Genomic DNA, 25,954 nt, shown 5'->3' on the forward strand with positions numbered 1-25,954 from the left:
CTATGAAACCAGATGTATCATTAGATTTTCAATTTACAAGTTCGATCGAGAAGGTATGGAATGCTTTAACGGATTCGGATACGCTTGCGAAATGGATCTGGAGTAATGATTTTAAACCCGTCGTTGGTCATAAATTTCAATTCCGTGCTGAGCCAAATGAATGGTGGGATGGAATTGTAGATAGCGAAGTACTCGTCGTGGATGAGCCTCATACGTTATCTTATACTTGGAATAGTGCGGGAGAAAGTACTACTGTTACTTGGACTGTGAGTCAAGATTCAGAGGGGAAGGTTAATCTCCATCTAGATCAATCAGGATTTAGTGAAGAGACGAAAGCCCGCCAAGGAGCCATCGAAGGTGCTAAATATGCCTGGACAAATATGGGTGGTCAGCTCGAAAAGGTATTAGCAGAATTGTAATTCAAGAATAGGGCGCTTTTCTGGAACAGGGAAAGTGCCCTTTTTAATGGAATATATCATGGCAATACTAGATGAAGAGAATGGAGATGAGATGAGCTTACTATGAAAATAAATCATTTAATTGCGAACAATATTAACAGATTAGAAACGGTACTGCCAGTGGATGAGTCGTTAGGAATTGCTGGTTTGTCTGGATCTGGTAAAACAACTTTTTGTCAAACGATTGGGGAAGAATCAAAAAAACGTCTCGTTTCCTTATTGCCAAAAGCTGAATACCAGTATTTATTCCCCAATATTATGGAGACTAATTTCAGTGCGATCAAAATGGAAGCAATGCCCCTTGTTCTTTTTCTTGGTAGGTCATCCATATCTTCAAATCCTCGGTCAACCATTGGCACACATACAGGTGTGTTTACTGAAATCCGTGTCACTCTTGCTGAACAATATAATCTCTCTCCAGAGGTTTTTTCATTTAATAATGAATTAGGTTGGTGTCCTGATTGTAAGGGGCGTGGAACTACAAAAAATATCGAGTGTAAAAAGTGTCAAGGAAAACGCTACAATCAAGCAGCTGAACAATATAAAATTGAATTATCGGATCAAGCACAGAGTATTTCCGATCTAAACGACTTTAGCATCGAAACCATTTTTAAACTAGCAGAAAAGCTTAAGATAAGTGAGGGTAAACAACAAATCCTGAAAAATATAATCAATATGAATATTGGTTATTTAACATTAAATCGTATTATGGGTACATTGTCAGGCGGAGAATTAACACGACTTTACTTGGCAGAATTTATGGCAACAAGTGAAAATACCGTGATTATCATTGATGAAATCTCCGTGGGTCTCGATCACCAAACCCTATTGAAGATTTTAGCGGAGATTAAACAATTGGGATATAAAAATCAAATTTGGCTCATTGACCATTCTGACACGGTGCTGGACACAGCGGATAAACACTTGTTCTTTGGACCTGGCAGTGGCAAATATGGCGGGAAAATTGTTGAGGAATCACCACGTCCTGAGCCCATCAATAAAGAACTAAATCAGGCAGCACCTGCAGAATATTATCAATTTCATGATCTTTATTGTCGTAATATTCAAATGGCCGAGATTCAGATTCCCCAAAATAGGCTGGTAACTTTTACAGGTGAGTCCGGATGTGGTAAATCTACGCTGGTTAATGAATGTATGGTCAAAGATTTTCTAAAGCGTTATTCCAAAGATAAGCTGGTGATCGTAGGGCAAGATCGAAATCAGTCGATTACCAGTCGCTCGACCGTTGCCACTTTTCTTGATATTAAAAGGAAACTGACAAAATACAGTGAGGATATTGATGATATTTTTGAGCGCTCGATTGAAGATATTATTGTTGAACTGCCAAATGAGGACATTGCTCATAAAAGACTAAGCTTATTGATCAAGCTTGGACTTGGTTATTTGACGTTGGAGCGAAAAACACAGTCCTTATCCACGGGTGAATTTCAATGTGTCCATTTAGTTTCTGAGCTGTTTGCGGGCTCAAGAAATCCACATACACTTTTTATTTTTGACGAGCCTTCCAAAGGTTTATCACAAAATATTTTAAATCAATTCATTGACAGCATTAGGGACATTTTGCAGGATGAATCTGTCTCCATAATCATGATTGAACATAATTCTTATATGTTAGATAACTCTGATTTTATCGTTGATTTTGGCAAAAGACAGCTTGCACCTGTGGAGCATCTTGATGTTCTCAGTCATGATGATTATTATCGTCAACAAAACAGTGCAGATAGCGTGGCGCCTGCGCACATTTCTTCAACACTCCAGCAACAAAATGGAATTGACTATTTAAAAGAAGATCAGATCGCCTATTTTAAAAATGCAGAGAACATCTATAAAGGTGGCATATTAAAAAGCTTATCCTCCATGGCCCGCCTGATTTATGGTGAATATGAATCGGATACGATTGCACCTGTCATCGCCATTGATCTGGAACGACACTTGTATAGTCAGTTTACTTTCCTTTATGAAATGGGTGGCTTGATCAACCATATTGTGGCAGCGCATCCCACTAATAAGGATACAAAAAGCTTTGATTTCTATCAATCAGACAATCATTGTCCAAGCTGTAAGGGCCGCCGTGTGATTGAAGAATTTGATTTTGATATTGTTCTTCAGGACAAGACCGTACCCTTTTGGGACGGCTCATTACATCCAGATGCGATGGAGATTCTGAAATTCTATCAATTACCAAAAATAAAATTCATCTTTGATGAGTTAAAGAATGAGCTCGGACAAGATATAAGCAAAAGTTATAATGAGATGACAGAAGCTGAAAAGCACACCTTTTTATACGGGTATTGGGAAAAATCCTTCTATGATAAAGCAGCTAAAGCCTCGAGAACTTGGGAAGGCTTTAATACCATTATCGGGAACTATATGGTCATTTCGAAATCAATTATTAAAGAGCATATTAAAGCGTCCAAAAAAATGATTACTTGTCCAATCTGTCAAGGAACGGTGTTAAATCATCATAAAAAGCTTAAATTCGGCGACACTGATATTCGCGAGATTATTGGGATGCCCCTTGATCAAGTCATTAGCACCGTTGGTGAATTACAGGTACTAGAAAAAATGAAAGCCATCGTGGGCGGAGATATGGTTTTGACAGAAGAGGTCTCTCTATTACCCAGGGAATCACAAGTCGCTCTAAAAATGCTTGAACTAGAGTTAGGAAGTTTTGCGCAATATGAAATGGTGTTACAAAATGCCTTGCCATTCTGGGACAGCATTAGCAGCAGTATCGAATCCATCAGCAGGAAAAACCGGATTACGATCTGTGATTTTGCCAATATCCACGAAACAAGAGAAAATATCATAGATAAGTATTTCACTAATGGAAAATATAAAAAGCTGACTTATGTCTATGAAGCGTTTGGTTACAAAAAAATCGTCACCTTAATTAATAAGATTAAAGCAAGCCATCCATGTCCATTCTGTAAAGGGAAAAAAGTTATTTCGGAAGATGGACTTCATGATGGCGTATATAAATTAACGATTCCTTGTGTAAGTTGTTATGCGAGTGGCATCAATGATGAAGGGCGTAAGGAAGTCGTTGAAGGTATAGATGTGCAAACTTGGCTAACGGGTAAAATAAGTGACGTTGTTTCTAAAAGCTTAAACATTGAGGCTGTAGCTGATATTCCAATTTTCAATCGTATTCGTGAGTTGAATAAACAAGAGATGATGGCAGTTTACCAATTTCTTGAGCAATAGAGTTTAGTTTTCTCAAAAAGACGATATAGAAAAGTAACGCATCGAGTCCATAGACCCGATGCGTTTTTTTACAATTGATTATAAAGCTTACCATCAACAGGTTCTAACCATTCTGTTTCTCCGGGTGAAATGGCTAAGTGAACAAACCAGCTGTCTTTTGTAGCACCATGCCAATGTTTTACGTTCGCTGGAATATTCACAACATCCCCGGTTTGGAGGAATTGAGCTGGTTTGCCTTCTTCTTGATACCAACCCTCACCACCGATAACTAATAATACTTGTCCGATTTTATGGGAGTGCCAGTTATTGCGAGCTCCCGGGGCAAAGGTTACGTTCCCAATAGGCGCATTCAAAGGTGTCGCGTCAGTATAAATCATCTGCAAGTATGCATCTCCTATAAAATTAGCTTCAACCTTTTGTCCGAGTGGAAAGATAGTACTGTTGCTTAGTTGCTCATTAGCCATAATAAAAAACCTCTTTCGTTTAATTTTTATAAATTTCTTTGGCAATATTAAATGCCGACCAAGCTTTAGGCCACCCTACATAAAACGAAATTAACTGCTTCAAAATGAAGTATAGACCTTAAAGTACACTTTAAGGCAAGCCATAAAAATGGATTCATACTCCGACATTTGGTTTTTTATTAGTTTAAGTATATCCTTTGGATAGAAACAAAATTAGAAATGGAGGTGGGGATCATGCCTTATTCCATTGGAGAATTTGCAGAAATCGTCGGTGTTAACAAGAGCACGCTCAGATATTACGAAATGGAAGGATTACTTACTCCACATCGAAGTGACAATAATTTACGCGAATATACAGATCAGGATATAGGTTGGGTTCAATTTTTACTTCATTTAAAAGATTCAGGAATGACGATGGCAGAATTGAAGCAATATACCGAGTGGCGGGCTATGGGGGACGAGACAATTCCTGAACGGAAAAATTTACTTGAACAGCGTAAGCAACAAGTGGAACAAGAAATTAAGGCATTGCAACAAAACTTAGATATACTGAACCGTAAAATTGTATTTTATAATGATCAACTAACGGGGAATAAATACGAATTCGTCCTTTATCACAATGAATAGATATCACATCAAGAAGAAAAGTAGATTCCTAACAAGTTAAGAGGCAGATGAACAACCTTTGATAATCAAAAGTTGTTCATCTGCCTCTTGTTCATGATTTTGTCCATTTAGCTGGATTCGTGTCATCCGGGATTACCTGATTGATAATATCTAGATAATGATTGGCTTTGTCTTCCATATATTTGACTTTAAGTTTGGCCTCTTCCAACTGAGCTGCAGCAGCGGCTTTATACTCCATTATGATTTGATAACGATCGTGGATGGTAGAATCGCCTAGTAAACACAAGTCTACATAGCTTTTAATGTCTTCTACTGACATCCCACATTGTTTGAGATATTTTACACCTGTTAGCCAATTAATGGAGTCATCATCAAAAAGACGAATGTTATTTTTGTCCCGTTGTATCGTTGGAACTAAACCCTTATCCGTATAATAACGGATGGTATGTTCAGTCAAACCCAGTAGTTTGGCAACTTCCTTCACAGTATACATTGTAATTCCTCCTTGAAAATGGATGCGAAAAGAACTCAGCATCGCTTGACTTCGTGTTACTCGAACCTGTTAGGCTAATTATTGTAATCTTAATCACAGAACATGTAAATAGGAGGATTTCATATGCAAACAGTAACTCTGAACAATGGTGTAGTGATGCCTATCCTTGGTTTTGGTGTCTATCAAATGAATGATGCTAGCGAATGCGAGCAGAGCGTTTATGAAGCTATTATGGCAGGCTATCGCCTGATTGATACTGCAGCAGCTTACCAAAATGAAGAAGCCGTCGGTAGAGCCATCAAACGCAGTGGTGTACCAAGAGAAGAAATATTTATTACTACTAAACTTTGGATTCAGGATGCCGGTTATGAGCGTACTAAGAAAGCCTTTGCCAAATCGCTCGATCGATTACAAGTGGATTATTTAGATTTATATTTAATTCATCAGCCATTTGGTGATGTATATGGTTCCTGGCGTGCTATGGAGGAATTGTACCGTGAGGGTAAGATCAAGGCGATTGGAGTCAGCAATTTTCAAATGGATCGTCTAATTGATTTGATTAGCCACAATGAAATTACACCTGCAATCAACCAGATTGAAACACATCCTTTTCAGCAGCAAATCGAAAGTGCGAATTATATGAAAGAGAAGAATGTGCAGATCGAGTCATGGGGACCTTTTGCGGAAGGACGAAACAACCTTTTCAATAATGAAGTATTAGTTTCTATCGCTGAAAAATATCAGAAATCCGTTGCTCAGGTAGTTTTACGTTGGTTAACTCAAAGAGGCGTGAGTGCTATTCCAAAGTCTACGCATAAAGAACGGATCATCGAAAATTTTAATATTTTTGACTTCGAATTAAACCAAGAAGATTTAGAGACAATAGCTAAATTAGATACGAAACAGAGTGTTTTCTTCTCGCATAATGATCCCCAAATCGTAGAAGGACTCGCCAAACATAAATTTGACATTTAACATTTGTATAGCACATCCAAGGGGTGCCCTAAAAGCCATGAAAAGGCTAAGGGGCACCCTTATTTTATAAACCAGATCTAACTCCAAAACTTTATTGAGGGGATGATAATCTACTTGAGTAATCATATTGCATGATCCGGTCGAGATATTACATTCTCATTTATCCGTTTATTAATTATATTGAAGCTGTATTCGTTTAAAAAATCCCAGAGTAAAGGAGAAATTACTTTTGAGAAGAGAACTGAGAAAGGTTTTGACTTTTTTGTTGGTTTTAGTGACAGTGGTTGGCACAGGGATTAGCTTTGATGGCAATATTGTAAACGCTTTCGGACCTAATGTCTTATATGTACCACCAGCAGATTCACCATCCTATGGGGCTTTATCACCTAGGGCAATCCAGCTTAAATATAGTGGCATCAACAATAATAAAATGTATGCTACATTTGAACAAACCTCTAATACCACACCTGTTTTCCCTATTTATGAAAGCGTTGACAATGGTGTCACTTGGAATCAGGTTGGAGAAGTGGAGGATAATCAAAACGGTTGGGGAATGTTAAATTGCCCTGAATTGTTTGAACTCCCCCAATCTATAGGTAACATGCCTGCGGGTACTATGCTTCTTGCAGGAAATTCTGTGCCAAGCAACAAAGCAGCTACCAAGTTGGAATTATATAAAAGCAATGATTTAGGTAGAACATGGACATATGTAAGCACCATTGCTGAAGGTGGACGAAACGATATTGGTTACGATCCCATTTGGGAGCCTTTCTTTTTGGTTCACAACAACAAACTCATTGTTTATTATTCAGATGAACGTGATCCTGCTCATGCCCAGAAGTTAGTTCATCAGACTACGTTGGAGGGCACGAACTGGGGACCTGTGGTAGCTGATGTGGCATTTGCAGACAGTAAATTACGTCCAGGAATGCCTACAATCGCTAAGCTGGGCAATGGTAATTACGCAATGACCTATGAGATGGTCGGATACCCGGGCGTGCCCAATTATTTGAAAATTTCAGCAGATCCTGAGAGCTGGAATCCAACTGAAGTAGGAACTCTTGTAGGGTACGGAGGAAGTCCCTATATTTCTGCTTTGGGAGATGGGAGACTCGTATTAAACGTTGCAGGAAAAAAAGAAGTGCTGATCAACTCTTCTAGAGTGGATGCATCCGGCAGCTGGGTTCCATATAATCCACCCGTAGACGCAGGGTATAACCGCCAACTACTGCCGCTTAGCAATGGCCGCTTATTTATCCCACAAGCCGGATTTTTTAGTGGGAAAAACACGGTGAAATACGGTGATATGTCCGTAGGTTACTACAAATTAATTAATGTGAAGAGTGGGAAGGCTTTAGGTGTATTGGAAGGCGGAACTGCGAATGGCAATCCGCTCGTGCAATGGAGCAGTGGGACTAATTCCTTGGATCAATATTGGCTCATTTCCACTGCGGAAAGTGGTTATGCTCCTAACGGTTACAAATCCATTGTGAATGCAAAGAGTGGTAAGGTCGCCGGAATATTAGAAGGATCAACAACAGAAGGAGCCAAAGCCGTATTATGGACTGAAAACAATTCCGATGACCAGCAGTGGACTTTACAAGCCTCTGGTAACTACTACAAGATTGTTAACCGTAACAGTGGTCAGACGTTAGGTATAGCGCAGGGTTCTACTGAAGAGGGTGCCCAAGTTATACAGCGGGCTGATGCAGGCAGCACTGATCAGCTGTGGGAGTTGGTTCCAGATGAAGGACATATTATGGTGGACAGTTATCGATTGGTTAATGAGAACAGTGGTAAAGTGTTGGGTATCTATCAGGGTTCGATGGCAGATGGAGGGAAGGCGGTTCAGTGGACCAGCGGAATTTCATCATATGACCAAAATTGGTTTGTAGTCAGCACAGCTGATTGTTATACGAAACTGGTCAATACTAATAGTCGTAAAAACCTGGGCATTTTAGGAAGTTCATTAGCTAACGGTGCTCAAAGTGTTCAATGGAATGATAACGGATCGAATGACCAGCAGTGGACTTTGGAGTCCTCAGGTGAGTTTTACAATATTATTAATCGTAACAGTGGAAAAGTTCTGGCAGTAGATCAGGGTTCAACGACAGAGGGTGCAAATATTATTCAAGCAAATAATACAGGTTCTGCTAGCCAGCACTGGAAACTAGTCACGAATAGATAAAATATCATGTATCAAAAAGTCATCGGCCTTAAACTAAGGGTGATGGCTTTTTTATCGAAATAAGCCTTGAATGACTAAATCGTCACCTTCAGTGTCACGGGAATGTCACCTTGGAGAGATATACTATTTCCATCGACATATGGAGGGAATTGTGAAGTTATTATGGGAGTGAAATTACGGAAGATCCTTATTATAGGAATTATTTTGTATACACTGTTGATCTTATATTTTTTGTTTTTTGCTTTCAATAGAGTTGAGCATGCAACAAGCCAGTATGAATACACGTTTATGTTGATTCCTGAAAGTGTTCCGCTTCTTTTTCCTGATCTCTTTGACCTATCCTTTTCTTGGGTTTATGACTTTGGGAACATCGCTGCTTTTATTCCTTTTGGCGTATTATTCCCTTTGCTGTATCGTACACATTTTAAGAAGTTTATTTGTTTGTTTATCTTAACAATTTTTGGGCTGGAAACTCTTCAAGCTTTAACTTTTTTAGGTTCCTTTGATGTAGCCGATGTCATCTCCAATACGTTAGGGGCAATGATCGGATTTTGTGCATATAAGATTGGATTTTCCCCGGAAATCACCAGGAGATCGCTTTTTACTTCGACATTATCTGTTGTTGTGCTATTGGTTGGAATCATGGGAATCTCTGAGATCATTGATTTAACTCTGAAGAAAAGTGAAAGACCTGTGCAGGGATTACAAACGTTGGAAAAGCTTACGGGAAGCATGCCTATCACGCATAATCTTCCCAGTTTCACTATCGCTGGTGAAAATATAATACCAAAAATGAATTTATACAGCAGTGAAGGTGAAGAAATTAAAAAATACACCTATACTTTGGGTGATAAAAAAGAGGTATCGTTATATTTCAGCTTTGGATTCCCGGAAAATGAAAATTCTAGCAGTGAACTAATGATTATAGCTGATGGCAACGTGATCCTTCAATCCAGTGAACAATATAGTTCCCAAGCTGAACTCAACAATACGGCATTAGTTACCGTAAAAGAAATAACCTTTATCCTTAAAGGGAATGTGAAGTTATGGGATGTAGGATTTAGTGAAATGAAGCATTGGTGGGAATGAGGAACTAACCCTTCGCTAATTTTATTAACGGAGGGTTTCTTTTGCTGATCGCCTCATATACATATTCCGATATACAGCCGGGGTGAGGTTCTCGTATTTTTTGAAGGTTTTAATGAAATAGCCCGTGTCGCAAAAGCCCAAATCATCACTGACTTGATTGATCGGGGAATCCGTGGATTCCAGCAGTTGCTTAGCCCATTCAATCTTGAGTCTGGCAATGAAGACGGAGAAATTCTCTCCAGTTTCTTTAGTGAAAATACGGCTGAAATAACTGGGGCTGATATGACAAAGCTTAGCCATTTCTTTGAGGCTGAAATTCTCATTTTTATGTGTATAAATGTAATTAAAAGCAGGCTGAAGCACAGAATTCGCTGAGACGAACTTTTGAACACCATTTTTTAATTTGGTCTCGATCAACGCCCCGGATAACTCCTGCTGTATGGATTGGATTTTTCGGTACGTACGGTCTGATTCGTCCATAGCTTCGGCAGAAGCGGGTTCTTCTATATTGGTGGTCAGAACCTTTTTGTACAAATCCACGGTAGTATGCTTTTGAATGGCTTCCTCCACGATATAGGTACTTAACTGCAGCAGCAGCTCAACACACTTTGTTACTTCATCGTAGGATAAAACAGGCAGTGCCAGGTAATCCTCTTTGAGTGTTTGAAACTTCATGTTCGTCTCCACATTCGGTGGCCGAGAGACAATCTGCTCCAGTTGTGGCGCGTCAGGTTCACGAAGCTTGAGCTGTCCGGCCATAATTGCACCTAGGTATTGATTATCTATAATGATTGGAATCGCGATATCTATAATATTGAAATGACATAAATAAATAAACGGTTTGTTCTGGCGAACCGCTTCAATTCCAGCGCGGGCATCACATTTTTGACAATATTGAGAGAGATGGGAGTCCTGGCGCACACCTTGACAGAAAGGCTGACAATAGCTGTGCTTGGTCACGGGAACACCCTTGTAATCAACAGTAAGAATAGCCATTTTGGTTACAAGAGATAAGGAATCCTGGAGCTTTTCCCATTTCTTCAAATCAATAATTTCTTCTAGATTGAACCGGGATTTTGACATCACAAAATTCTCCTATGTAAGTTATAGAATCTTAATGAACATTATACAGAATAATTCAACACAATGACATGAAAGTTCGATTTTTCACGATTATGACAAAAAAATACGATAAGAAAACGCTTTAATAAGCTTTTATTGTTTCATGTTTCTTAAATTAGAGCAATCTATAATGATAACTATAAACAACTGAGGAGGAACGAAAAATGAGAAGAGCATTTATCAGTCCGACGAAATATGTACAAGGTGAGAATGAATTATTGAACTTAGGTTACTTCGTAAAAACCTTTGGTGATTCTGCTTTGTTAATTGCCCATCCAGATGATGTAACACGTGTGAAAGACAAACTGGAGTCAACTAAACAGAAATTTAATATAACTCTTGTTGAAAGCGGCTTCCACGGGGAATGCTCAAGACAAGAAGTCGCCAGATTACAAGCGCTAGCCAAGGAGCATCAATGTGCATGTACGATTGGCTTGGGTGGAGGTAAGGCGATTGATACGGCAAAATGTGTAGCTGAAGGAGAAGCACTGATTATCGTTCCAACGATAGCAGCAACTGATGCTCCGACAAGCCACTCAGCGGTGCTCTATACTCCGGAAGGTGAATTTGATGATTATGCTTATTTCAAGCAAAGCCCGAGTGTAGTCATGATTGATACAACAGTTATTGCCAATGCACCTACAAGATTTCTTGTGGCAGGCATGGGAGATGCACTTTCAACCTATTTTGAAGCAAGAGCTACTGCAAATTCGTATTCCAATGTGAATGCAGGTTTACCTTGCGGAGTTCGTGAAGGGGTTTGCGGTGAAGCTAAAGGGACAGTAACAGCGTTGGGACTTGCAAAGCTCTGCTATGAGACATTGCTTGAGAATGGATTCAAGGCGAAGCAGGCTTGCGATCTGAATATCGTAACCCCAGCTTTGGAGAATATAATCGAGACGAATATTCTTTTATCGGGTCTTGGGTTTGAAAGCGGTGGTTTGGCAGCGATTCATGCGATTCATAATGGGTTAACTGCTTTGGAAGGAACTCATCATTATTATCATGGTGAAAAGGTAGCCTTCAGCACGATTGCTCAACTGGTTCTTGAAAACGCAGACCGGACTGAATTAAAAGAAGTGTTGGACTTCTGTCTTTCGATTGGTCTCCCAGTTTGCTTAGCGGATATTGGTGTTGAGCATGTAACCTATGAGGAACTGCTTGAGGTTGCTAAAAAAGCTTGCATTGCTGAGGAATCTATCCATTCGATGCCGTTCCCAATTACGGAGGATGCGGTTGCATCAGCAATTATGGCAGCCGATCAATTAGGCCGTCAATATAAATCAAGTAAGGAGCTTTAAGATGAAAAAAATAATAAACAAGCCGGAGACTCTGGTTAGGGAAATGTGTAACGGGCTTGTCTTGGCGCATCCCGAGCTGGATTTCGATCCGAAATTTAAAGTGATTTCTAAGAAAGAGATTAATCAAGATAAAGTTACCCTGATCAGTGGTGGCGGAAGCGGGCATGAACCGGCTCATGCCGGGTTCGTAGGAACCGGGATGCTGGATGCAGCTGTATGCGGTGATGTGTTTGCTTCTCCATCCCAAATCCAGGTTTATCAAGCGATTCGCCGCACAGCAAGCACCAAAGGTTCGTTGCTTATTATCAAGAATTATAGCGGTGACATCATGAACTTTAAAAATGCGGCCCATCTAGCAACTGAAGATGGTATCGAAGTGGATTATGTCAAAGTAGACGACGACATTGCCGTTGAAGACAGTCTTTATACAGTAGGGAGAAGAGGCGTAGCCGGAACAGTGCTTGTTCATAAGGTAGCCGGAGCAGCAGCAGAAGCTGGATTGTCTTTAGCAGAAGTGAAAGAAGCGGCGCAACATGCAATTGATCATGTGCGCAGCATAGGCTTCGCCTATACCTCTTGTACCGTACCTGCCAAAGGTACTCCGACATTTCATATTGAAGAGAACGAGATGGAATACGGGGTTGGGATCCATGGAGAACCTGGAATACGCAGGGAGAAAATTGTACCCGCAGATGAATTAGCACAGCGAATGGTTACCTCTTTGCTAGACAACTTCCAAATGAATGATCAGAAGCAGGAGGAAGTAGCCGTATTAATTAATGGATTTGGCGGCACCCCGCTGCAAGAGTTATATTTGCTGAACAATTCTGTCATCCGCGAATTAACTGCTAAGAATAAACAAGTGTTTAAAGTGTTTGTTGGTAACTACATGACCAGCATTGACATGGCAGGTGCATCGGTGACGATAATGAAGCTGGATGAGACGCTGAAGAAATGGTTATCTGCGCCTTGTGATACACCAGCCTTGTCGATTAAAGGCCCCTTTGAGCCTGTGAATTATACTGAAGTAATCCAGGAAGAGAAAGCAGACAGCAATGTATCCTTTAAGAATAATACGGATGCTGCTGCAGCGGTGATTAAGAACAATCGGTTTACTTTGCAAAATATCGTCTATCTGCTCGATCAAATGAGCCAGGTTATTATTGAGAATGAAGTTCCGTTCTGTGAGCTTGACTCCCACGCTGGAGACGGAGATTTCGGGATGAGTGTAGCTAAGGGCTTTAAACAGCTGAAAGTCGAGTGGGAAGATATTTTAGCTCATCATCTCACTAATATCGGTGAGTTTCTTGACGCCTGCTCCATGGTCATTATGGAATATTGCGGCGGAGCATCCGGACCGATCTGGGGATCAGGCTTCCGCGCAGCGAGCAAAAATGTTCAACAGAAGGAAGAGCTGACCATTCAGGAGTTTGCTGATATGATGCAAGCTGTTGTCAAAGGGATTCAAGATACGGGTGAAAGATCTTTTGGCAGAGGGGCTGTTGTCGGAGACAAGACATTGATTGATGCGCTTGTACCGTTTGCAGATGCCTGGACCCAAAGTGCAGAACAAGGCGACGATATCAAAGTGGCGGCAAGTAAAGCAGCGGAAGCAGCTGTCCAAGGTTCTAAAAATACTATAGAAATCGTTGCCCGTATGGGAAGAGCCGGCACAGTAGGGGAACGCAGCATCGGTTATCCGGATGCGGGTGCTCATGCACTTGGGGTTATTTTCACAGAGCTTGCAAAAGCAATGAAATAAGAATCACACATAACCTGAATCCGAGGGATATCTACTCATGGGGTCTACTAATGAATTTTTCGGATTCAGGTTATTTTTTTTGCCCATTTTGTGTTACACATTTTGATTTGATACTTTTTTTGGGGGGGAGACCAGATGAAAAAGTTTCTGTCTACGAGATTAGCATTGAAATTTTTATGTGTCGCTTTATCCATGGTTTTGATCAGTTGTGTGGGAGCTTCTTTCTTGCAAACAGATTTCGGCAAGGTCCAGATTAGTAAGTTTAAGATTCCGTCCGATAATGGTACTTGGATTGAGGGAAATCTGTTCAGGCCTGTCTCAGCAAATGCAGAGCATAAAGTTCCACTCGTCATTACTAGTCACGGTTTTTTAAACAATAAAGAGATGCAGGATAGTACCGCAATCGAACTTTCCCGTCGGGGAATTGCTGTGATTGCAATGGATTTCTTATGGCATGGAGGCTCGAGCTCTCCTGATATGCCATTTTTCCCAACGATAATGTCAGAGAATAATGGGATGATTCCTTTAGTGGAATATGCATCATCCAGTCTTGATTATGTAGACTCTACAAAAATCGGCATTAGTGGTCATTCTATGGGTGGAATGATTACCTGGAGTACACTGCAGTATTATGGCCAACTTTATTTGGCAGAGCTCGAAGCGGCGAAAGATCCCTCTTCAGAAGAAGGCGCAATTATTACGGTAAGTGAAGAAGCCAAGGCTGATGCTTTGAATAAAGTTGCATCCGCTTTCATTGTTTCTCAGGTCGAACAGTCTACCGATGAGACTTTTCAAAACATCCATGCCAATGTAGGCATCAATGTAGGCAAATATGATGAAGGCGGATCCGGATTTGCGAGAGGGAATGCTGATCTTTCGGGCGATGCCCCAGAATCACTAGCTGCTATAAATTCAGTAATGCCGGAGAATCAAAAGATAAACGCTGTGGAAATCGGCAAATATTACGGTAATGCAGCTGATCAAACCTTGCGCGTCGTGTACAATCCAGCGGAGATCCACCCTTGGCAACACTTTTCGGTGGCGAGCACTGGTTATTTAGTTGACTTTTTTACGAAAGCGTTTCAAATCAATAATCCGTTATCTGCCGGCAACCAATTATGGTTATGGAAAGAGATCTTTAACTTTATCGGCTTGTTAGGATCCTTTTTATTTATTGTCCCCTTTGCGGTATTGCTCCTCAAGCTTCCTTGTTTCAATAGTCTAATTCAACCTACTCCTGCCAAGTTACCGGAGCCTAAGACCAGAAAAAGCAAGATTCTTTTTTGGGGCTCTTGGATAATGAGTTGGGTAATTTCCGCAATATCATACCTTCCGATCAGTCGCTGGAGTATTATAGCTGGACAGAATATCCTTCAGCCTCGTAGTTTATTTCCACAAACCGCCATGAACTTTATTTTAATCTGGGCGATCTTTAACGGCCTTGTGGGTCTATTGTTATTCTGGCTAACCACTCGTTTATCAGGAAAAAATTATAATGAGCACTCTGAAAGCTGGGGAATAAAAACAAATTTGAAAGAACTGCTGAAGACTTTTGCACTTGCGGTATGTATATTCACTGGATTCTATGCTTTGGTTGCATTTGCAGATTATTTCTTTCAGACAGACTTCCGCTTATGGGTACTGGCAATTAAAGTATTCACTCCGAATCAATTATTAATTGGCTTACGTTATATGCTTTTCTTCTTTATATTTTATGTTGCACAGTCAATTGCCGTGAACTCTACCACCCCAGTTGAAGGGCAGAAAGAATGGAGGGATCTGCTCATTAGCGGGACAGGCGGTGTGCTTGGAATTCTAGTGCTCATTGGGGTACAATACGGAACGTTATTTTCAACAGGCGTAACTTTTTGGCAAAATCAAGATTGGCTCAGAATACTAGTCCTTTTCCCTCTCGTTTTCCAGCTTTTTATTGCAGCTTATATTTCGCGTTACCTCTTTAAGTGCACAGGAAAAATATGGCTGGGAGCCATGGTGAATTGTATGATTATAGTGATGATGGGCGCAGCCAATACATTTACATTTTGAGAGATGCTTTAATCTATTCTTCTACGAAGAATATGCCTACGGCGTAAGAGGTTTAGATAGAAAAAACGTACTGCAGCTAATGCAGTACGTTTTTAGATTAAATAATAAATTCAACGATGTATTGTTGGCAAATGAGTTCATATCCCAGCGATTGATATAGAGAAATGGCTCCTACATTCTCCTCAAAAACATTCAAATATACGTTAGCTGAAATGGCATGTCCTTGGCGTGTTAGCTCTGCACAGACTTTTTTTCCATAACCATTTCTTCTCCAGGCCACATCTGTTCCGATATTTCCTAGTTCAACGTAATCCTCACTATATATGTGGTATCCTCCTACAGCAATCAGCTCGTCTTGTGCCATCACACCATAGAACGGATTCTGTAATTCTTCTTTTGAAAAAGCCATGGTTTGCAGCTCGTTCATCTTTGCTTCAATTCGCTGGAAATGAGCAGGTCCTAAGTGCATAACATGCTTGTCCGCTGTTGGTAGAACATCTTCATGAATATGTTTCATTAGAAGCAATTTTTGGGGAGGGCTGTAGAACTCAAGCTGAGAAGCAAAGACCTGCAGCTCTTGTTCGTTAATAATAAAGCTACCCACCGCATGGTTATGTAGATGTAATTCATCTTTCATGAACGCCAACATTGAGCTGAGACAAAAGGATTGCTGAACTGGATATACAGAAAAAGCATTAAACGGAAGGCCACTTAAAAAGGCTAATACTCCAAGCAACTCGCCCTGGTCAGAATACTGACCGTAATGCACTGTGTTTTGTCTGCGAAAAGTAAGGTATGAATAATATAAAAAATGCTGTTCCTTATTAATCGAGCTTAAAATAACATCCAACTCTGCTGCTGTTAATTTTCTATACATATACGACCTGCCTCCATTAACAATTGCTGTTGCTATTTCCTCTTGCCGAATTAGCACAACCTTTTCTAATATATCATAAATCAGAACTTTAATTGCTTTATTGCTGGGTTGAGCCAAGTATGATACTATTGTCCCCTTAGAAACATAAAATGAGATATGAAGGTTTTCTTGAGAGGATGATATATATTAAGGCAATCTTAGTTCGGTACTTCGGAAATCCGCAAGATCGAACCGCCATGTTCAACGCCGCTTCCCTAGTCATCAATGCTTTTATTGGTATAGGCAAATTAATTCTTGGGTTATATCTATTGTCCGGATGGTTCATCACAAATGCACTTTATTATCTGATTCTTTGTATAGCCAAAGGACAGGTGCTTCATAAATATACATTAGCTAAAAAAGTCAGTTCACCACAGCAAAGGTATTCCATGGAGCTTTATGTTTATAAGCGTGGCGGTGTTTTTCTTTGTCTTCTAGGTGTTTCATATCTGTTGGTCTGCCTGCGGATTTATCTAGTCGGGGACGCTTTGGTTTATGAAGGTTACATTGTATATCTGGTAGCACTGATCGCTTTTACAAAACTTGGTTTTGCCATTCATGGAAACATTGTTAACCGTCATCTCAACAATCCCATTATATCAACATTAAAAATGATTAGCTTTACTGATGCCGTAGTCTCCATTGTTGTCACTCAAATGGCTGTGCTTACGATGAAAGGCTCACCTCAGGCATTAAACGCCAGTGCGTTGTTTGGCATGGGGTGTAGTGTTTTATTTTGTCTGGGGGGGATCTGGATGATGCTCCGTAAGACAAAGGCTCCAATGAAGGAAGTAGAATTAATTAAAAATTAGATGATATTATAACTTCCCCTTATCCTTTAGGATGAGGGGATATTTGTATTTTTATGTCATATTATCAGCGTTGAATGCCGAAGCTTATAGAAAATTATATTTTTATGCAACCTAAACACTTCTTTTCCTACTTTATAAGTGAATGCTTAATCAAATCGAACGGAAGTGATGGAGTGGAAGATAGTGAAATCATACAATTGTATTTTGCACGTAATGAAAGGGCAGTAGAAGAAACATCGAAAAAATATAGAAATTATTGTACTCGGATCGCTCATAACATTTTGTCTAATGCTGAAGATTCGGAAGAATGTGTTAACGATACCTTTCTTGGTGCATGGGAAGCAATACCGCCGAAGTCTCCTGCAAAGCTGTCCTCTTTTCTGGGGAGAATCACACGAAATATTGCTTTGAACAAATATGATTATTACATGGCTAAAAAACGGAATAAAAAATTCGATACGATTCTTGATGAATTAAACGATTGTTTATCCTCTTCAGACAACGTTGAAACCCAATACGAGGAAGCACAAATAGCCGAATCTATAAGCAAATTTCTACACAACATTAAGGAAGATCAGCGGAATATTTTTTTGAGGCGTTACTGGTATTCTGATTCTTTGGCCGATATTGCCGCACGCTTCTCAATCAGTGAAAGCAAAACCAAATCAATTCTTTTCAGAACACGCAAAAAACTCCAAATATATCTTCAGAAAGAGGGTTATTTCCTTTGAATAATAAAGAGCTCTTCAAAACAATCGGTTACATAGACGAAAATTTGATAGAAAAAGCCAACTCCGCGAGACGCACTAATAAAAAAACTTATGTAAAGTGGGGCTCATTCGCAGCTTGTGCTGCATTGGTGTTAGGTGTGGCCGTTTATAAATTTCCGCAGACGCCGTTGCCTAATTCACCACAAATATCGCAGCAGACACCAGTCTCGTCTCCCACAGGGGTTCGCAAAATTCTGAATTACAATGGATACCGTTATGCATTCGTAGCAGATGGCGCTCAGTTTAAGTTCACAGGTATGGAGCCTGACAAATCGCTTGGTGCATTAGAGTTTGATCTCAACCAAGAGCCCGGAAAGAAAGACGGGGATAAGAATGCGGAAAAGGATTATGCCGCTACGTTCGCTATTGGTGGAAAGCTGTATGAAATCCCAACATACCCATCCCATTTTCGTATTGCAGTTAAGGATGAGCAATATTATTATCTAGCTGAAATTGTGGCGAAGGTAGACGATTCTGCAATGAGCGCGAAGGAGTATTTAGATCTGGCTAATCTGAAGGAGCATGCAAAAGATATCTATATTCTGAATCATGTGGGGAATGACGTGCAAAAGACTATCACTGATCATCCTATTGTTGAGTCCATTATCGAAGGTTTGTACAGCGCAAAAAAAACAGAGCTAAGCAATAAGGAATATGAAGCTCTTGCAGCGGCGCAATCCCAAGGGAAATCATATCAATTACAGTTCAACCTAAAAGACGGGACTTATATCGCCATATATATCATTCCCGAATTAAAAGTGGTGTCCATGGGCGATGCTTATTATTATTTGCCTGATGCCTTTTTTGATCAAACCAGCTACCTCTTTTCAGGGCTGACACAAGAGGTGCTACCGCTTTACTGAGGAGGCGGAGATAAGTGATCCTTACAAACTGTACATTGCAGGTTATCCAATATCTTGCATATAATGATCTAAATGATAATCGTTATCATTTAATAGAAGAGAAAAGGTGATCTGCTCATGATAAAACATATTATTGGGATTACGGAGTGCAGCTTACCTGCTGAGTGTATAACAGAATGACAAGTTCATCTATTCATAACATCTATAACGGGTATTTCGATGCTTTGTTTGAGGCTCCGTCTATGAGGGGCACTACAGAGAGGAGATATTTTAAACAATCCAGTACCCAAGGATACGTCGATAGAGTGATCACACCCTCCGGGATCGAAATTGTTGATAGTGATTACCGTTTTGCTGATGATCGCCTAGTTCAGGTTCAATCCGAAGCAGCAATGATTGAGTTAAGCTTTTGTCTGCAGGGGAGCGGGGAAGTTCATGTTACAGATACTAGCCATGAGTTAATGCCCGATAGTTGTTCATTGCAGTTCATGCAGGATTTCCAGGCGGAATTTCACTATCGCAGTGCTGAACCTATCCGTTTATTGTCCATAGGTGTACCAGTTACACTATTTGATTCATGGATGGAGGATCAAGGCTCTTCACATGCTCGCAGCTTATCCGGACTGTTAGATTCACGTGCTTTTCGAATGTTCCGTATGCCTATTCTTCCAGAAACCACCCGATTATTGGTGCAATTGAGAGACTGTCCATATCATACCTCCATGCGCCGGTTGTACTTAGAGGGGAAGGCATTAGAACTCTTATCTGTATATTTTGACGTTTTTCTTTTTGAGCAGAAGCATATTAAACGCAGTTTGCATTTATCACGTAGTGACCGAGAAAACATTCGGAAAGCCAGGGATATCATCCTTGACCACATGGCAAACCCACCTTCGCTAATCGAATTGTCCAAGCTGGCAGGCATTAACGAATACAAATTAAAAGTTGGATTTAAGGAAGAGTACGGAACAACTGTATTTGCATATTTACGGAACAAACGTTTAGAAAAAGCTTGGGAAATCATAAGTACCGGGGATATTAGTGTCAGCCAAACAGCGACGATGGTAGGTTACAACAACTTTAGTCATTTTGCCGAAGCTTTTCGGAAGCAATATGGAATTAATCCTTCAGAAGTAATTAAAAAACGATAAAAATTAAATAAATATCCGCCAAACCGTTATTCAATCCCTCTGCCGGTAGTTCTGTCCTATCAGCAGAGTGTATGATCGGACTTGCTAGAAGTGAGAATGATTATCAATAGATTGGAGAGGGTTGGAAAAAATGTTCAGTTTAAAACGGATCTCTTTTGCCGGAATCGCCTTAATCATGATGGTGATGCTGTACGGGTGTGGGAATTCAGGTCAGGAGGCTAAAGGAGATGTTGAATTACCGGTGAATCCGGTTAGAATTGCCGATGTATCCGGCTCAACGGAAGAACTTCTGGTGCTTGGATATAAACCTGTTATTACTGGGAATACAGATATGGCTAATTCATTAGAAATCACTCCTATTCTCAAAAAAGAACTGCCTGATGTAACTCCCGCTGGATGGTTTCAGACGGAAGTCAACTTAGAAGCGATCATTGCAGCAAGCCCTGATTTGATACTGGCAGGACCTACCCAAGAAAAAATCTATGATCAACTAAATATGATTGCTCCAACAGTGAGGGTGCCTTATGGCTTTAACGCTTTTAGAGAGCGATTTGCATTTGTTGCGGAGGTGCTTGATAAGAAAGCGGAAATGGAAGCGTGGTTGAAGGTCTATGATCAACGTGCTCTACTACTACATGATCAAATCACTGAGATAACCAAGGAAGAGACGTTTGCGGTAATCGAAGCTACAGAGAAAGAAATACGCATCTATTCCCGCACAGGTATTGCGGATATGATTTTTAATGATCTAGGATTACCCATCGCGCCAGGTACACCGGAGCCAGATCCATGGGGAGGGAAAGTGACAAGTCTAGAAGCACTGTCCACCTTTAATCCAGACCATATCATTTTATTATCCGATAATGACCAGAATGTTCTTGACCAAAGCAAGGTCTGGAGCAATCTGAAAGCTGTAAAATCGAATAATATATATCGTATGACAAGCAGACAAAATTATAATGAGGCTTTCTTTGCTTTAGGAAAAGAAGCATTGTTGGAGCAAATAGCCGAACAAATCAAGGAACATATCAAACAGTAAAGGATAATTTAATCTTTTCTCGAATAATCTCTGAGTTGCAATGATTATTATTTGAAGGGATGATTAAATTGAAGCAAGGGATATTAGTTTTTCTAAATGGAACTTCAAGTTCCGGAAAGACCTCCATATCGACTGAACTGATAAAACAGAAAGAGATTCCTTTTTATCATTTATCAATTGATGATTTTTTTAATAATTACAATGATTTTATTAATAATAAATTTCCAGATGAACCTACAAGAGAAATAGATCATCAAGTCGTTTCCCAAATATTGGATGATTCCATATTCTCAGTGTACCATTCGACAATTAAATTGTTATCAGAATTTGGTTTTAATGTAATAGTAGATACCGTAATCGACAACGATAAGAGGTTTAATGTGTTTCTTGATCAATTTTTCGATCACCCTACGTTATTTATAGGTGTAATATGCTCGAAAGAAGAACTCATAAGAAGAGAGCAAACAAGAGGAGATAGAATGATTGGACTAGCAGCTTCACAGTTTAGCAAAGTATATTGCTTTGAAGAATATGACCTCGAAGTAAATACGGAAGAGATGAATTCATTAGAATGTGCTGAAAAGATATTAAGTTTTATTAAGTCCAATAAGGAATACTCGGTATTTAAGAAATTAAGTAAAAGAAATGTTAGTGTTTCCTAGATGGTGTATCCAGATAACACCATATTCAAGCCTTGGGGCTATCACCCCTCGGGCTGCCGAGGGATTTCGGGATAAATACGGGATAAATCCCGGCAAGCTTGTGAAACAGTTTGCTTCTTCTGTACTGTTGACTTCAAAACAAGAATCGAACCTTTAAAGAATACTAAGATAACAGTTGCAAATAACCCACCAGTCACAACTGGTGGGTTATTACATTTATATATGAAGATAAACACAAATCCCTCAGAATTTATTCTATCTCTCGACTACTGTTTCTCCTTCAATTAACACAGGTTGATAATAAGTATTGTTGGGAAGATCCTTTTTTCCTTGTAATTTTTTAATGACCCAATCCGCTGCATCACGGCCCATAGTTTCTTGGGGATGCGTTAAAGTGGTCAGTTTGATGTTCGCATTTTGGGCAATATAGGAGTTGTCCTGGCCAATAATTGATAATTCCTCTGGTATAGAAATGTTCAGCTGTCTGCAAGCATTGACCACTTCCAAACCAACCTCGTCGTTGTAGCAGACAATCGCAGAGAGGGTATCTCTATTTTTATTTAGGAAATCCTTCAAGTTCGTAGCTAAGGTTTGTTTGGTCTCGGTGTTGAACGAAAATATTTGCTCTGGATAAAACCGCAATTTAGCTTCTTCGAGGGCTTTGATATAACCCTTCATTCGATATTTGCCTTGTAAATCATCCATTTTTGCGATAAGTCCAATTTGAGAGTGGCCTTTGGAAATCAATTCTTTTGTTGCCAGATAACTGGACTGCACATCGTCAAGACAAAGGAAGGGGAGCTCTATTTCCTCATAAAAAGCATTAATCATAATGAGTGGAATATCTTGCTCCTTAAACGACAGATAATACGCAATATTGGGATTATACAGATTACTTTTCGTAGGTTCAATAATTAAACCATCTACGCCGTAGGACAACATCATTTCGAGAGCTTTTTTTTCTTGCGCAACATCGTTATTGGTACTAGCCAATAATAGAGAATAGTTATCCTCATTCATTCGGCTTTCAATCCCCCGGATAATAGAAGGGAAGATGTAGTCAGAGATATACGTCGTAATTACACCGATCGTCTTCTTATGTGAACTCCCGCCGGTCTTTGTGCGATATTGGTTGCTGACATACGTGCCAGAACCTTTTTCGCTGCGGAGGAATCCTTCGTTGGATAGCTCTAAAATGGCTTTTCTAACAGTCTGTCTGCTAACCTCGTACAAGGACTGCAAGGCAGACTCCGTAGGAATTTGTTCGCCTACATTGTAATCTCCTGAAAGGATCTTGCTTTTTATATCCTCTATAATCACTTGATACTTTGGTTTCATGTAATTCCTCTTTCCATACTTGTTCGCTTTTTGATTCGTTCATTTCGTTAAGTTGTATGTACAAATTATAGCATGACTACGAATTAAATATAAAGGGGCTCTTTTTTTATGAAAAAATGTAAATATTTCGTACCTTTAGATCATCATAAACAAACTAAGTACGGAGTTAAATTATTATCATCTCCATATTTGTATGTATATATAACTATTTTATTGACAAATGTACGTACAAAAATTTATACTAAAGCTGTTAATTAAGAAAGCGAATTCTTTTATATTAAAAAAGCGCTGTCAGAGAGGTGACTAACGTGATATCGAATCGATTAAGCATCGAAGAAGCAATCAATAAGGGAGAAACTTCGCTAGGGATTGAATTTGGATCCACGCGTATTAAAGCAGTACTTATTGATCATAGTTTTCAAACGATCGCTTCTGGAAGTTATGAATGGGAAAATCAATTGAAAGACGGCTTTTGGACGTACAGCCTAGAAGATATTATCAAAGGTCTACAGGATGCTTATCGTGAGATGAAGCAAGAAGTTCAACAAAATTACGGAATCACCCTCCAAACCGTTGGTTCAATCGGGTTTTCTGCAATGATGCATGGATATATGGCTTTTGACGAACAGGATCAATTGCTCGTTCCGTTCCGGACTTGGCGTAATGCAACAACTGGTAAGGCAGCCAAAGAATTGACGGATGTATTTAAATTCAATATCCCGGAACGTTGGAGTATTGCTCATCTTTATCAGGCGATCTTAAACAAAGAAGAACATGTGCCGGAGATTCGGTTTGTTACGACGTTGGCAGGATACATTCATTGGTTATTGACCGGCAACAAAGCACTTGGTGTTGGGGATGCTTCAGGTATGTTCCCGATTGATGAATCCATAGGGAATTATAATGAATCCATGATACAACAGTTTGATGAGCTTATTGCTGGCAAAGGTTATTCGCTGAAGACCAGCGATCTTCTTCCTAAGGTGTATGTTGCCGGTGAGCAAGCGGGTCTATTAACCGAAGCAGGAGCCAAAATTCTGGATCCATCATTGCAATTACAAGCTGGGATTCCGCTTAGCCCTCCAGAAGGGGATGCAGGAACCGGTATGGTTGCTACCAATAGTGTAAGAAAACGTACCGGAAATGTCTCCGTAGGAACCTCTGTTTTTGCCATGATCGTATTGGAAAAAGATCTTTCCAAGGTTTATCCGGAAATTGATATGGTGACTACACCAGACGGAAGTCCGGTAGGTATGGTTCATGCTAATAACTGTTCAAGTGACCTTAACGCCTGGCTCGGATTATTCCGTGAGTTCTATGAAGCAATGGGGCAAAAGGTAGAAGCTGATAAATTGTACAGCGTACTGCTGAATAAGGCTTTGGAAGCAGACGCAGATGCGGGTGGATTGCTCAGTTACGGTTATTTCTCGGGTGAGAACATTACGGGGTTAGAAGAAGGCCGTCCGCTATTTGTACGTTCGCCTGAGAGCAAATTTAATCTGGCTAACTTTATGCGTGCACATTTGTTCAGCGCCTTTGGTGCTTTGAAAATTGGAATGGACATTTTGACGAAAGAAGAGAATGTAGCCATAGATAGTATTTTAGGACACGGCGGTATATTTAAGACTCCGGTTGTTGGCCAAAGAATGATGGCAGCTTCACTGAATGTTCCTGTTTCCGTAATGTCGACTGCTGGAGAAGGCGGCGCATGGGGAATGGCTATTCTAGCCTCATACATGATGAACAAAAATCAGGAAGAAAGCTTGGAAGACTTCCTCGATCAAAAAGTGTTCAAAGATGTAAAGGGAGAAGAAATTCATCCCGATGCAACCGACATTAAAGGGTTTGAAACCTTTATCGAACGTTATAAAAAAGGTCTGGCGATTGAGCAATCCGCTGTTGATAATTTAGTCTGAGAATGGAGGGACCAAGATGTTAGAACAACTTAAAGAAGAGGTTTTTCAAGCCAATCTGGAATTGCCGAAACATGGACTTATCAAGTATACATGGGGAAATGTGAGTGCAATTGATCGCGAAAGTGGATTATTCGTAATCAAACCTAGTGGTGTAGATTATGAAACAATGAAAGCCAGCGATATGGTAGTCGTTGATCTGGATGGCAATGTGGTTGAAGGGGAAATGAGACCTTCCTCCGATACACCTACTCACGCAGTACTTTATAAACATTACTCCGAAATTGGCGGAATCGTGCATACACATTCCACTTGGGCAACTATCTGGGCACAAGCAGGACTTGACGTTCCTGTAATGGGAACTACGCACGCTGATACATTCTATGGCTCCATTCCTTGTGCGCGTTTCTTGACGCAAGAGGAAATCGATCGGGGTTACGAAGCGGAAACAGGTAATGTAATCATCGAAACCTTTGAACAACGCGGGATAGATATTATGGCGGTTCCCGGTGTTTTGCTTAAAGGCCACGGACCCTTTACTTGGGGAAAAAATGCAAAATCCGCTGTAATGAACAGCGTAGTGTTGGATGAAGTATCAAAAATGAATTTATTTGCTAGAGAGTTGAACCATTTTGCGGAAGAATTGCCACAACGTATTCTAGATAAACATTACTTGCGCAAACATGGGAAAGACGCTTATTACGGTCAAAAATAATCAAACTACAAAATGATGAAAA

Annotated in this window: 22 protein-coding genes; 17 read left to right on the forward strand and 5 right to left on the reverse strand. The window is 40.0% G+C overall.

Annotated elements, in window-relative coordinates; translation table 11 throughout:
• Positions 1–2: 2 nt before the first annotated feature.
• Entirely contained in the window at positions 3–419 is a 417-nt protein-coding gene (locus MKX34_RS15575; RefSeq protein WP_036677852.1) for an SRPBCC domain-containing protein, read from the forward strand.
• A 102-nt stretch (positions 420–521) separates the two neighbouring features.
• Positions 522–3,686 carry an ATP-binding cassette domain-containing protein gene (locus MKX34_RS15580; protein WP_076296691.1) on the forward strand — a complete coding sequence of 1,055 codons (3,165 nt, stop codon included), beginning with the start codon at positions 522–524 and terminating at the stop codon, positions 3,684–3,686.
• Positions 3,687–3,754: 68 nt separating this feature from the next.
• Here the strand turns inward: MKX34_RS15580 and MKX34_RS15585 are convergent, their stop codons facing one another.
• Positions 3,755–4,150, reverse strand: coding sequence for a cupin domain-containing protein (locus MKX34_RS15585; protein WP_076296690.1), 396 nt, complete (start codon positions 4,148–4,150; stop codon positions 3,755–3,757).
• Between the two features lie 234 nt (positions 4,151–4,384).
• Between MKX34_RS15585 and MKX34_RS15590 the strand changes: the two genes are divergently transcribed.
• A complete protein-coding gene (locus MKX34_RS15590) occupies positions 4,385–4,777 on the forward strand; it encodes a MerR family transcriptional regulator (protein WP_036677848.1) in 393 nt (130 codons plus the stop codon).
• A gap of 91 nt (positions 4,778–4,868) precedes the next feature.
• On the opposite strand, the gene MKX34_RS15595 is transcribed toward MKX34_RS15590, so the two are convergent.
• Complete coding sequence (locus MKX34_RS15595) at positions 4,869–5,270, reverse strand: MerR family transcriptional regulator (protein ID WP_036677847.1); 402 nt, start codon at positions 5,268–5,270, stop codon at positions 4,869–4,871.
• A 123-nt stretch (positions 5,271–5,393) separates the two neighbouring features.
• On the opposite strand from MKX34_RS15595, the gene MKX34_RS15600 reads away from it, so the two are divergent.
• The 3 genes from MKX34_RS15600 (at position 5,394) to MKX34_RS15610 (ending at position 9,522) form a co-directional block, all read left to right on the forward strand.
• A complete protein-coding gene (locus MKX34_RS15600; RefSeq protein WP_076296689.1) occupies positions 5,394–6,245 on the forward strand; it encodes an aldo/keto reductase in 852 nt (283 codons plus the stop codon).
• A 229-nt stretch (positions 6,246–6,474) separates the two neighbouring features.
• Positions 6,475–8,433, forward strand: coding sequence for an RICIN domain-containing protein (locus MKX34_RS15605; RefSeq protein ID WP_076296688.1), 1,959 nt, complete (start codon positions 6,475–6,477; stop codon positions 8,431–8,433).
• A 204-nt stretch (positions 8,434–8,637) separates the two neighbouring features.
• Positions 8,638–9,522, forward strand: a complete 885-nt coding sequence (locus MKX34_RS15610; protein WP_339205344.1) for a VanZ family protein — start codon at positions 8,638–8,640, stop codon at positions 9,520–9,522.
• A gap of 24 nt (positions 9,523–9,546) precedes the next feature.
• Here MKX34_RS15610 and MKX34_RS15615 read toward each other — a convergent pair whose 3' ends face one another.
• Positions 9,547–10,605, reverse strand: a complete 1,059-nt coding sequence (locus MKX34_RS15615; RefSeq protein ID WP_036677374.1) for a PocR ligand-binding domain-containing protein — start codon at positions 10,603–10,605, stop codon at positions 9,547–9,549.
• A gap of 203 nt (positions 10,606–10,808) precedes the next feature.
• Between MKX34_RS15615 and MKX34_RS15620 the strand changes: the two genes are divergently transcribed.
• The 3 genes from MKX34_RS15620 (at position 10,809) to MKX34_RS15630 (ending at position 15,753) form a co-directional block, all read left to right on the forward strand.
• Positions 10,809–11,945, forward strand: coding sequence for a glycerol dehydrogenase (locus MKX34_RS15620; RefSeq protein ID WP_076099237.1), 1,137 nt, complete (start codon positions 10,809–10,811; stop codon positions 11,943–11,945).
• A gap of 1 nt (position 11,946) precedes the next feature.
• A complete protein-coding gene (gene dhaK, locus MKX34_RS15625; protein WP_076105696.1) occupies positions 11,947–13,707 on the forward strand; it encodes a dihydroxyacetone kinase subunit DhaK in 1,761 nt (586 codons plus the stop codon).
• Between the two features lie 135 nt (positions 13,708–13,842).
• Positions 13,843–15,753: an alpha/beta fold hydrolase gene (locus tag MKX34_RS15630; protein WP_076296686.1), complete on the forward strand. Its 1,911-nt coding sequence runs from the start codon at positions 13,843–13,845 to the stop codon at positions 15,751–15,753.
• A gap of 97 nt (positions 15,754–15,850) precedes the next feature.
• Here MKX34_RS15630 and MKX34_RS15635 read toward each other — a convergent pair whose 3' ends face one another.
• Positions 15,851–16,630: a GNAT family N-acetyltransferase gene (locus MKX34_RS15635; protein ID WP_036677469.1), complete on the reverse strand. Its 780-nt coding sequence runs from the start codon at positions 16,628–16,630 to the stop codon at positions 15,851–15,853.
• A 176-nt stretch (positions 16,631–16,806) separates the two neighbouring features.
• Here MKX34_RS15635 and MKX34_RS15640 point away from each other — a divergent pair, with 176 nt between their 5' ends.
• From MKX34_RS15640 to MKX34_RS15665, 6 genes are all read left to right on the forward strand, one after another.
• Positions 16,807–17,481 carry a hypothetical protein gene (locus tag MKX34_RS15640; RefSeq protein WP_232061357.1) on the forward strand — a complete coding sequence of 225 codons (675 nt, stop codon included), beginning with the start codon at positions 16,807–16,809 and terminating at the stop codon, positions 17,479–17,481.
• A 74-nt stretch (positions 17,482–17,555) separates the two neighbouring features.
• Positions 17,556–18,212: a sigma-70 family RNA polymerase sigma factor gene (locus MKX34_RS15645; protein WP_339205348.1), complete on the forward strand. Its 657-nt coding sequence runs from the start codon at positions 17,556–17,558 to the stop codon at positions 18,210–18,212.
• The gene (locus tag MKX34_RS15650) at positions 18,209–19,114 is read left to right on the forward strand and encodes a hypothetical protein (protein ID WP_256717622.1); all 906 of its coding nucleotides are present in this window, start codon (positions 18,209–18,211) and stop codon (positions 19,112–19,114) included. The genes MKX34_RS15645 and MKX34_RS15650 overlap by 4 nt, the downstream gene beginning before the upstream one ends.
• Positions 19,115–19,290: 176 nt before the next feature.
• A complete protein-coding gene (locus MKX34_RS15655; RefSeq protein ID WP_076105698.1) occupies positions 19,291–20,265 on the forward strand; it encodes an AraC family transcriptional regulator in 975 nt (324 codons plus the stop codon).
• 130 nt (positions 20,266–20,395) lie between these two features.
• Positions 20,396–21,304: an ABC transporter substrate-binding protein gene (locus MKX34_RS15660; RefSeq protein ID WP_076105699.1), complete on the forward strand. Its 909-nt coding sequence runs from the start codon at positions 20,396–20,398 to the stop codon at positions 21,302–21,304.
• Between the two features lie 68 nt (positions 21,305–21,372).
• Complete coding sequence (locus MKX34_RS15665) at positions 21,373–21,966, forward strand: AAA family ATPase (protein WP_038571047.1); 594 nt, start codon at positions 21,373–21,375, stop codon at positions 21,964–21,966.
• Between the two features lie 255 nt (positions 21,967–22,221).
• Here the strand turns inward: MKX34_RS15665 and MKX34_RS15670 are convergent, their stop codons facing one another.
• The gene (locus MKX34_RS15670) at positions 22,222–23,304 is read right to left on the reverse strand and encodes a GntR family transcriptional regulator (RefSeq protein WP_036677364.1); all 1,083 of its coding nucleotides are present in this window, start codon (positions 23,302–23,304) and stop codon (positions 22,222–22,224) included.
• Between the two features lie 308 nt (positions 23,305–23,612).
• Between MKX34_RS15670 and MKX34_RS15675 the strand changes: the two genes are divergently transcribed.
• Positions 23,613–25,220 (forward strand): FGGY-family carbohydrate kinase, encoded by a 1,608-nt coding sequence (locus MKX34_RS15675; RefSeq protein ID WP_076296685.1) that lies wholly within the window; start codon positions 23,613–23,615, stop codon positions 25,218–25,220.
• 16 nt (positions 25,221–25,236) lie between these two features.
• Positions 25,237–25,932 carry an L-ribulose-5-phosphate 4-epimerase gene (locus MKX34_RS15680; RefSeq protein WP_036677359.1) on the forward strand — a complete coding sequence of 232 codons (696 nt, stop codon included), beginning with the start codon at positions 25,237–25,239 and terminating at the stop codon, positions 25,930–25,932.
• Positions 25,933–25,954 lie beyond the last annotated feature (22 nt).

Source organism: Paenibacillus sp. FSL R5-0636 (genome assembly GCF_037974255.1).
Taxonomy (GTDB): domain Bacteria; phylum Bacillota; class Bacilli; order Paenibacillales; family Paenibacillaceae; genus Paenibacillus_AQ; species Paenibacillus_AQ odorifer.

Excerpts from the sequence above, each read along its gene's own strand:
- MKX34_RS15575 (WP_036677852.1), top strand. The coding sequence starts at position 3 with ATGAAACCAGATGTATCATTAGATTTTCAATTTACAAGTTCGATCGAG.
- MKX34_RS15580 (WP_076296691.1), top strand. The coding sequence starts at position 522 with ATGAAAATAAATCATTTAATTGCGAACAATATTAACAGATTAGAAACG.
- MKX34_RS15585 (WP_076296690.1), bottom strand. The coding sequence starts at position 4,150 with ATGGCTAATGAGCAACTAAGCAACAGTACTATCTTTCCACTCGGACAA.
- MKX34_RS15590 (WP_036677848.1), top strand. The coding sequence starts at position 4,385 with ATGCCTTATTCCATTGGAGAATTTGCAGAAATCGTCGGTGTTAACAAG.
- MKX34_RS15595 (WP_036677847.1), bottom strand. The coding sequence starts at position 5,270 with ATGTATACTGTGAAGGAAGTTGCCAAACTACTGGGTTTGACTGAACAT.
- MKX34_RS15600 (WP_076296689.1), top strand. The coding sequence starts at position 5,394 with ATGCAAACAGTAACTCTGAACAATGGTGTAGTGATGCCTATCCTTGGT.
- MKX34_RS15615 (WP_036677374.1), bottom strand. The coding sequence starts at position 10,605 with ATGTCAAAATCCCGGTTCAATCTAGAAGAAATTATTGATTTGAAGAAA.
- MKX34_RS15620 (WP_076099237.1), top strand. The coding sequence starts at position 10,809 with ATGAGAAGAGCATTTATCAGTCCGACGAAATATGTACAAGGTGAGAAT.
- dhaK (WP_076105696.1), top strand. The coding sequence starts at position 11,947 with ATGAAAAAAATAATAAACAAGCCGGAGACTCTGGTTAGGGAAATGTGT.
- MKX34_RS15630 (WP_076296686.1), top strand. The coding sequence starts at position 13,843 with ATGAAAAAGTTTCTGTCTACGAGATTAGCATTGAAATTTTTATGTGTC.
- MKX34_RS15635 (WP_036677469.1), bottom strand. The coding sequence starts at position 16,630 with ATGTATAGAAAATTAACAGCAGCAGAGTTGGATGTTATTTTAAGCTCG.
- MKX34_RS15640 (WP_232061357.1), top strand. The coding sequence starts at position 16,807 with ATGATATATATTAAGGCAATCTTAGTTCGGTACTTCGGAAATCCGCAA.
- MKX34_RS15645 (WP_339205348.1), top strand. The coding sequence starts at position 17,556 with ATGCCGAAGCTTATAGAAAATTATATTTTTATGCAACCTAAACACTTC.
- MKX34_RS15655 (WP_076105698.1), top strand. The coding sequence starts at position 19,291 with ATGACAAGTTCATCTATTCATAACATCTATAACGGGTATTTCGATGCT.
- MKX34_RS15660 (WP_076105699.1), top strand. The coding sequence starts at position 20,396 with ATGTTCAGTTTAAAACGGATCTCTTTTGCCGGAATCGCCTTAATCATG.
- MKX34_RS15670 (WP_036677364.1), bottom strand. The coding sequence starts at position 23,304 with ATGAAACCAAAGTATCAAGTGATTATAGAGGATATAAAAAGCAAGATC.
- MKX34_RS15680 (WP_036677359.1), top strand. The coding sequence starts at position 25,237 with ATGTTAGAACAACTTAAAGAAGAGGTTTTTCAAGCCAATCTGGAATTG.